The sequence below is a fragment of the Streptomyces sp. NRRL WC-3549 genome (assembly GCF_000721935.1).
Taxonomy (GTDB): domain Bacteria; phylum Actinomycetota; class Actinomycetes; order Streptomycetales; family Streptomycetaceae; genus Streptomyces.
The window spans coordinates 115,728-122,842 of record NZ_KL585423.1; the positions used below are offsets into that span (position 1 = coordinate 115,728).

Annotated in this window: 9 protein-coding genes and 1 pseudogene; 2 read left to right on the top strand and 8 right to left on the bottom strand. The window is 71.9% G+C overall.

Annotated elements, in window-relative coordinates; genetic code table 11:
• A pseudogene (locus IH13_RS0126890) lies at nucleotides 1-208 on the bottom strand (glycosyltransferase WbuB); the annotation flags it as partial.
• A gap of 116 nt (nucleotides 209-324) precedes the next feature.
• On the opposite strand from IH13_RS0126890, the gene IH13_RS0126895 reads away from it, so the two are divergent.
• Complete coding sequence (locus IH13_RS0126895; protein ID WP_031088566.1) at nucleotides 325-783, top strand: FAD synthase family protein; 459 nt, start codon at nucleotides 325-327, stop codon at nucleotides 781-783.
• On the opposite strand, the gene IH13_RS0126900 is transcribed toward IH13_RS0126895, so the two are convergent.
• The 3 genes from IH13_RS0126900 to IH13_RS45010 form a co-directional block, all read right to left on the bottom strand.
• The gene (locus IH13_RS0126900; RefSeq protein WP_031088567.1) at nucleotides 743-1,474 is read right to left on the bottom strand and encodes a CDP-alcohol phosphatidyltransferase family protein; all 732 of its coding nucleotides are present in this window, start codon (nucleotides 1,472-1,474) and stop codon (nucleotides 743-745) included. The genes IH13_RS0126895 and IH13_RS0126900 overlap by 41 nt on opposite strands.
• 73 nt (nucleotides 1,475-1,547) lie before the next feature.
• On the bottom strand, nucleotides 1,548-2,747 hold the full coding sequence (locus IH13_RS0126905) for an FAD-dependent monooxygenase (protein WP_031088568.1): 1,200 nt from the start codon (nucleotides 2,745-2,747) through the stop codon (nucleotides 1,548-1,550).
• Nucleotides 2,748-3,212: 465 nt separating this feature from the next.
• Complete coding sequence (locus IH13_RS45010; RefSeq protein WP_234433399.1) at nucleotides 3,213-3,701, bottom strand: quinone oxidoreductase family protein; 489 nt, start codon at nucleotides 3,699-3,701, stop codon at nucleotides 3,213-3,215.
• Nucleotides 3,702-3,783: 82 nt separating this feature from the next.
• Between IH13_RS45010 and IH13_RS0126915 the strand changes: the two genes are divergently transcribed.
• On the top strand, nucleotides 3,784-4,239 hold the full coding sequence (locus IH13_RS0126915) for a MarR family winged helix-turn-helix transcriptional regulator (RefSeq protein WP_031088569.1): 456 nt from the start codon (nucleotides 3,784-3,786) through the stop codon (nucleotides 4,237-4,239).
• Between the two features lie 38 nt (nucleotides 4,240-4,277).
• On the opposite strand, the gene mnhG is transcribed toward IH13_RS0126915, so the two are convergent.
• The 4 genes from mnhG to IH13_RS0126935 form a co-directional block, all read right to left on the bottom strand.
• Nucleotides 4,278-4,667 (bottom strand): monovalent cation/H(+) antiporter subunit G, encoded by a 390-nt coding sequence (gene mnhG, locus IH13_RS0126920; protein ID WP_031088570.1) that lies wholly within the window; start codon nucleotides 4,665-4,667, stop codon nucleotides 4,278-4,280.
• Nucleotides 4,664-4,996: an MrpF/PhaF family protein gene (locus IH13_RS0126925; protein WP_031088571.1), complete on the bottom strand. Its 333-nt coding sequence runs from the start codon at nucleotides 4,994-4,996 to the stop codon at nucleotides 4,664-4,666. The genes mnhG and IH13_RS0126925 overlap by 4 nt, the downstream gene beginning before the upstream one ends.
• Nucleotides 4,993-5,625 (bottom strand): Na+/H+ antiporter subunit E, encoded by a 633-nt coding sequence (locus IH13_RS0126930; RefSeq protein WP_031088572.1) that lies wholly within the window; start codon nucleotides 5,623-5,625, stop codon nucleotides 4,993-4,995. Before IH13_RS0126930 ends, IH13_RS0126925 begins: the two co-directional genes overlap by 4 nt.
• Nucleotides 5,622-7,115 (bottom strand): Na+/H+ antiporter subunit D (locus IH13_RS0126935; RefSeq protein ID WP_031088573.1); only part of this gene is annotated, 1,494 nt, incomplete at its 5' end. The genes IH13_RS0126935 and IH13_RS0126930, both read right to left, overlap by 4 nt.

The following is a 7,115-nucleotide window of genomic DNA, read 5'->3' on the forward strand; positions in this document are numbered from 1 at the left end:
CCCGGTAGGCCGCGTCGACCCGCCAGGCGGGGTAGTGCGGCATACCCGCCAGGACCTGGGTCTCGGCGCCCGACGCGGCCCAGTGTTCGGCGAGCTGGGTGGCGTACGGGCCGATGCCCGTCACCTCGGGCGCGTAGTTGGTGGAGACCACGAGGAGCCTGCGGCCCTCGAACGGCCCTCGCGGCCTGCCGTACCCAGCGTCGGACATCGGACGATCGCCTTCCCCCGGGACAGCGTCGCATCGAGCTTATCCGTTCATAGGCCGACCAAGTGGGGTTCGCAGTAAGGTCGTTGGATCAGTTCCACCGTGGGGGGAGAGAACGGATGGCGCAGCACGGAGTCGGTTACGCCCCGGGGGTGTACGACCTGTTCCACATCGGCCACCTCAACATCCTGCGGCACGCCCGGAGCCGGTGCGACTACCTGGTGGCGGGGGTCGTGTCGGACGAGATGGCGACGCTCGCCAAGGGCCACGCGCCCGTGATCCCGCTGCGGGAGCGCCTGGAGATCGTGCGCAGTGTGCGTTTCGTGGACGCGGCGTTCGTGGAGACCGTGCCGGACAAGATCGAGTCCTGGCAGCAGGTCCGCTTCGACGTGATCTTCAAGGGGGACGACTGGCGCGGCACGGAGAAGGGGACGCGTCTGGAGCGGGACTTCGCCGAGGTCGGCGTCGACGTCGTCTACCTCCCGTACACCGTGCACACCTCCAGCACCCAGTTGCGCCGGGCGCTGGAGGTCCTCGTCAGTCCGCCCGGAGCGCTCTCAGCTCCCCGAACCACTTGACCAGGAACGCCACCAGGAACAGGGCGTGCACCGCGGCGAGCACGGCGTACCCCGCCCGGAAGGCCGTCGGGGCGCCGAGCAGCAGGAAGACCAGGCAGAACACCCCGTAGTCCGCGGGCAGCAGCGCGACGGCCCGCACCCGCGAGACCCGGGCCGTGGCGCCGGACTCGGCGGGCGCGGCACCGGCCGCCGCCCTGCCGAGCTGCTCACGCAGCAGCCCCGCGCAGAAGGTGAGCACCGCCGCGAACTGGAAGCCCAGCGGCAGCAGCAGCCAGGCGTCCGAACCGAGTCCGGCGAAACGGTGGAACGAGACCAGTACGGCGGTGTGGACGAGGATCATCTTCGCGCAGTCCACGACGTGGTCCAGCCACTCGCCGTCCGGGCCGCCCCGCCCGGTCAGCCGGGCGAGCTGCCCGTCGGCCGAGTCGAAGGCGAAGCCGAGGGCGAGCCCCGCGTACACCGCGGCCCCCAGCCACCAGGACGGCTCCACGAGGGCGACCGCGCCGATGGCGGCGAAGGTGAACACCGCACTGATCCCGGTCACCTGATTCGGCGTCAGTCCGACCCGGTGGGCGCCGGCGGCGAGCAGCCGGCCGGCCGGCCGGTTCAGGTACCGCGAGTAGAGCGAAACGCCCTTGGACGACTTCTGCGCACCGCGCAACGCGCGCAGTGCCGCCCCCGTGCTCCCCATACGCCCCCCAGCGTCCGGTCACCGCATCCGCTGCATCATGGCAGACGGCGGCCGGGGACCGCACGGGCCCGTCTCACACACCGTCCGGTGCCGGAGCGGCCGCCCGGAGGAGGCGTGCCTCGGTGGACGAGCGACGGGCGTTGCCGGCCAGGCGCATGACGAGCGCGCGCACCCCCGCCAGCACGCGGTTGGTCGGCACGAACCACTGGTGCTTGACCCGTGCCATGCGCTGGTGCGTGGCGACGAACGGCCGGAGCCCGGCCTCCCAGGCGGCCAGCGCCGCGCCGAGGTCGTCAGGGTGCTCCCGCAGGGCGCGGCCGAGCTCCGCCCCGCCCCTCAGGGCGGCCGTGGTACCCATACCGGAGAACAGGTTCAGGCACCACGCCGCGTCGCCGGTGAGGACGACCCGTCCCGTGCTCCACCGGTCCATCTTCACCTGGTGCACGGAGTCGAACAGGTGGTCGGGCGCTTGGGGCAGCGCGTCCAGGACGTGGCGCACCGCGGGGTGGCCCATGTCGTGGAAGACGGCGCGCAGGCGCTCGGTGCGGTCTCCGGTGAACTGAGCGTCGATGTCCTTGGTGCAGTACGTCAGCAGCGCGGTGGGCGCCCGGTCGGCCAGGCCGAACACCCACACCGCGCGCCCCGTACGCGCGCTGATGAGGCTGTCCTGCGCGCCGAAGGACGGGGCCTGTGCGGGCAGCGGGAAGGCGCAGATCATCGCGTTCCACGAGGTCATGAAGCGCTCGTGCGGGCCGAAGGCGAGCCGTCGCACGGTGGAGCGCAGCCCGTCCGCGCCGATGACCAGGCCGAAGGACTCACGGTGGCGGATACCGGAGGAGGCGTCCTCCAGCAGCACCTCCACCGCGTCGTCGCCTTCGACGATCTCCACCGGCACGGTGGCCAGGCGCACCTCCACGCCGCCCTCGCCCTGGCGCAGGGCGGCCACCTTGCCCCAGAGGGCGGCCTCCACGTCGCCACGGACCATCGCCGTGGGGCGGCCCGGCAGATCGAGCCAGCTCAGAGCGGGCCTTCGGTGGCCCCGGCGGTTCAGCACCCACGTGGTTCCGCGCAGGGGATCACGGGTGTGCAGGTCGTCGAGGCCCAAGCCGGCGGCCGCGTCCATGCCCTCCGGCATCAGGTTGACGAAGTAGCCGCCGGTGCGGCGCCGGGGCGCCCGCTCGATGATCACGGGGGTCCATCCGGCTTCGCGCAGTCCTATGGCGGCGGACATGCCCGCGATGCCGAGGCCCACGATCAACGCACGTTTCTGCATGTTCACTCCTTGGTGGACGGTGGCCTCCGGTGCCCGCCCCGGAAGCGGAGCGGGCGGGCCGGGGCGGCGGTGCTACGGGACGAAGACGAGGCGCTCCCTGGTCCGCTCGGTCCACGCCTGCGCGATCTGGGCCAGCGGTACGGCCCGGGCCCGGACGTCGAGGGCGCCCTCGGTGACCGCCTCGGCCAGCTCCGGCAGCTCGGCGAGGAAGTCGCGGGGCGGGACGCGACGCGCGCAGTGCGGCGGAGGGGACGGGGGCGGTCGCGCCGGCCATGGACCCGATCTGGATCCAGGTCAGCGGGGCGGAGCGGTCGGCGCGGGCGGTGAGCATCGGGAGCATGGCACCTGCGGCGGGCTCGCCCCACACGAAGTCGAGGACGACGTCGACGTCGGCCGCCACCCGGGCCTCCTCGAAGGTGATCGCCCGGTCCGCGCCGAGGGCCTCCAGGGCCGTGAAGCTGTCTCTTATACACATCGCGCGGCGCCGAACCGCTTCGCGATCTGGATCGCCATGGATCCGGCGCTGCCGGTGGCACCGAGGACGAGCACGCTCCCGCCTTCGCGGAAGGCGATGCGCCGGCGCAACGCCACCCAGGAGGACATGCCCGGATTCATCGCGGCGGCGACACGGACCGGGTCGGTGCCGTCCGGCAGGAGGACGCTGCGGCGGGCGTCGATGACGGTGCGCTCCGCGAACGTGCCGAGATCCGTGTCGTCCAGGACGGCGTAGCGAAGGCGTCCCGAACCGTCGCGCACGACACCGTCGACGCCGGGCACGAGCGGGAAGCCGCCGGCGCTGGAGTAGTGCGTGCCGTTCGCCTTCGCCCGGGTGAGGTGGTGCAGGCCCGCCGCGAGGACCTCCACGACCATGTCGTGCTCGCCGGTGGCGACCGGATCGGGGTGCTCGCCGTGGACCGGCGGAGCGTCGGACGAGGTGATGACCGCAGCACGCATGAGGGACTCCCGGTTTCGTTTGCATTACCAACTGAATCCAGAATCATTGGTAATACAAACGATGTCAAGTAGGGTGGCCCGCATGACCACCGACGACTCCACGGACGCCCTGCTCGACGGACTCGTCCGCAGCGCCTTCCAGATCATGAGCGTGCTCACCCGCGTCGGCGCCGAGCACGACCTGTCCCTCACCCAGCTGCGCGTCCTCGGCATCCTCCGGGACCGGCGCCCCCGCATGAGCGACCTGGCGGCCTTCCTCGGACTGGACAAGTCGACCCTCTCCGGCCTCATCGACCGCGCCGAACGGCGAGGGCTCCTGGCGCGCGCCGCCAACCCGGACGACAAGCGGGTCGTCGACGTCCTCATCACCGACGCGGGGCGCGAGCTCACCGGACGGCTGTACCAGGAGGTCCAGGAGGCCCTGGCGCCGGCGACGGGCCGGCTCGACGCGGCACGGCGCAGGCAGCTCGCCCAGCTGCTCGAACCGGTCCTGTCCCCGCCCCTGCCGGTCGCACCGCGTCCCCCCGTCCGGCGCTGAAGGGCCCCTCCCGGTGCCCGGGTCGGCCGCGGGCCCGGCTAGGACGTGCCGGAGCCCTGCTCGGGCTCCGGTTCGGGGGCCCGTTCGGTGAGCTGCTCGTCCAGGTCGTCGATGAGCAGGTCACCGTGCTCGATCTGGCCGGTGCGGTACGCGGAACGGGCCACCAGGTGGGACGCGACCGGGCTCGTCATCAGCTGGAAGAACCCGATGAGGGCCAGCGTCGCCAGGTCCATGCCGCTGCGCATCCGCAGCGCGACACCGGCCAGGACCAGCAGCAGGCCCAGGGTCTGCGGTTTGGTCGCGGCGTGGCTGCGGGAGAGGACGTCCGGCAGCCGGAGCATGCCGATCACCCCGAGCAGGCAGATCGCCGCGCCGAGGAAGACCAGGGCGGCGCCGAACGTGTCGGTGAACTGGGTCCAGACGCTCATCGGGTCCCCTTCCCGTCCGCGGGGCGATCCGGCGACGGGCGCGAGGGCGGCCGGTCGCGTACGGCGATGAAGCGGGCGATGCCCACCGATCCGGTGAAGCCGAGGAAGGCCAGCACCAGCATGATCGGGAAGTAGAAGGGGTCGCGGGCCATCGCGGACTTGGCGCCGAGCCCGGCGATGATCAGCGCGGCGAGGACGTCCAGCGAGATGGCCCGGTCCAGCATGGAGGGGCCCCGCCAGATCCGGTACAGCAGCAACGCCCCCGCCACCACGACGATCGCGACGGCGGCGATCAGAAGGACCCGGTCGACGGTCTCCGGTGCGCTCATGCTCCCTCTCCCTCGGTGTCGTCCCGTTCCCGGCCCGGTGGCGGTTCCGCCACCCGCTCGATCTCCTCACTCGTACCGAACGCCTTGACGGTCAGCCTCTCCAGGCGCCAGACCGAACGCCGGGCCGCGTCCAGCGCGTCCGGCCGGTCCGCGTCCAGGACGTGCAGGAAGAGCGTCGCGGTGGCCCTGCGGATCTCGATGACCGAGCCGCCGGGGACGTTGGACACCGAGACCGCCGTCGCCGCGAGCATCAGGTCGCTGCGGCAGCGCAGCTGTACGGCGATGACGGCGGGTTGATGCGGATAGCCGGAGAAGATCTGCTTGGTGACCTTCACCCCGGATGTGTACATGTGGTACAGCAGGTAGGCGGCGAGGACGACGATGCCCCAGGGGTGCAGCCGCAGCCCGAGGTCCACTCTCGGCAGCGGGAACGCCAGGGAGACGAAGACGGCGACGACCGCGCCGGTGATGAAGTTGGCCCAGGTCAGGGTCGACCAGAGCAGCACCCAGATCACGGTGAGCCAGGCGATCAGCGGCAGGTCGAGCACCCGGCGCCGGCGCCCGGCGAACTCGGCGCTGAACGGCGGCAGTTCGGGGTCGCGGCGGGAGAGTGTGATCAGGCGTCTCACCGGCTGAGCACCGCCTCCGTGTAGGGGCCGCGGTCGATCAGTTCGGCCGCCGCGCGGTCGGTGAAGGCGGTCAGCGGACCGGCCAGCACCGTGAAGGCGAGGCCGAGGCCGACCGCAGCGGCGGTGGCCGCGGTCATGGCGGCGGGCGGCCTGGTCGTGGTGGTGACGGCACGTCCGTGCAGACTCGCCGCGACGGCCTGCCCGGCCGGTACCGGTTCCCGGCCGACCCCCTCGTCACCGGACCCGGGGATCCTGTCGGGCCCGGTGTCGGTGTCGGAGTCGTCGGAGTCGTCGGCGTCCTCCAGGACGGTGCCGTAGGCGGCCTGGTCGGGCGGCTCGGCCCGCCAGAACGCGAGGTTCCAGACCTTGGCCATCACGTACAGGGTGAGCAGACTCGTCAGGGTCGCCCCGGCGACCAGGATCCACGCCCAGGCGCTGCCGTCGGCGACTCCGGCCCGCATCAGGCCGAGCTTCCCGATGAAGCCGGAGAGCGGGGGGATGCCGGCGAGGTTCATCGCGGGGACGAAGAAGAGGACCGCGAGGACCGGTGCCGCCTTGGCCAGACCACCGATCCTGGTCAGCTCGTTGGTGCCGCCGCGCCGCTCGATGAGCCCGGCGACGAGGAAGAGCGTGGTCTGCACGGTGATGTGGTGGACGACGTAGAAGATCGCCCCGCCGTACGCCTCGCGGGTGGCGAGTCCGATGCCGAAGATCATGTAGCCGATGTGGCTGATGAGGGTGAAGGAGAACAGCCTCTTCAGGTCGGTCTGGGCGACGGCGCCGAGGATGCCCACGACCATCGAGAACAGCGCCACGGCCATCAGCAGGTCCCCGAGCCGGTTGCCGGGGAAGAGCAGCGTCTCGGTGCGCAGCATGCAGTAGACGCCCACCTTGGTCAGCAGGCCGGCGAAGACGGCGGTGACGGGGGCGGGTGCGGTCGGGTACGAGTCGGGGAGCCAGGCCGCGACGGGGAAGACGGCGGCCTTGACGCCGAAGACGGTGAGCAGCATCGCCTGGATCAGGGTCTGCACCCCGAGCGGGAGTTCGGGCAGCCGGGCGGAGAGCTGGGCGAAGTTGACGGTCCCGGTCGCGGCGTAGGTCATGGCGATGGCGGTCAGGAACAGCATCGAGGAGAAGAGCGAGATGATCACGTAGGTGGAGCCGGCCCGGATCCGGGGGCCGGTGCCGCCGAGGGTGAGCAGCACGAAGCTGGCGACCAGCATGATCTCGAACGCGACGAAGAGGTTGACCAGGTCGCCCGCCAGGAAGGTGCAGGACACCCCGGCCACCAGGATCAGATAGGCGGGGTGGAAGACGGCGACCGGCGTCTCCTGGTCCCGGTCGGCCATGCCCTGGCCGAGCGAGTAGACCAGCACGGCGAGCGTGACGGCCGAGGACACGGTGAGCATCAGGCCGGACAACCGGTCGGCGACCAGGGTGATGCCGAGCGGCGGCGGGAAGGCGCCGAGGTCGACGTGGAGGGGGCCCTG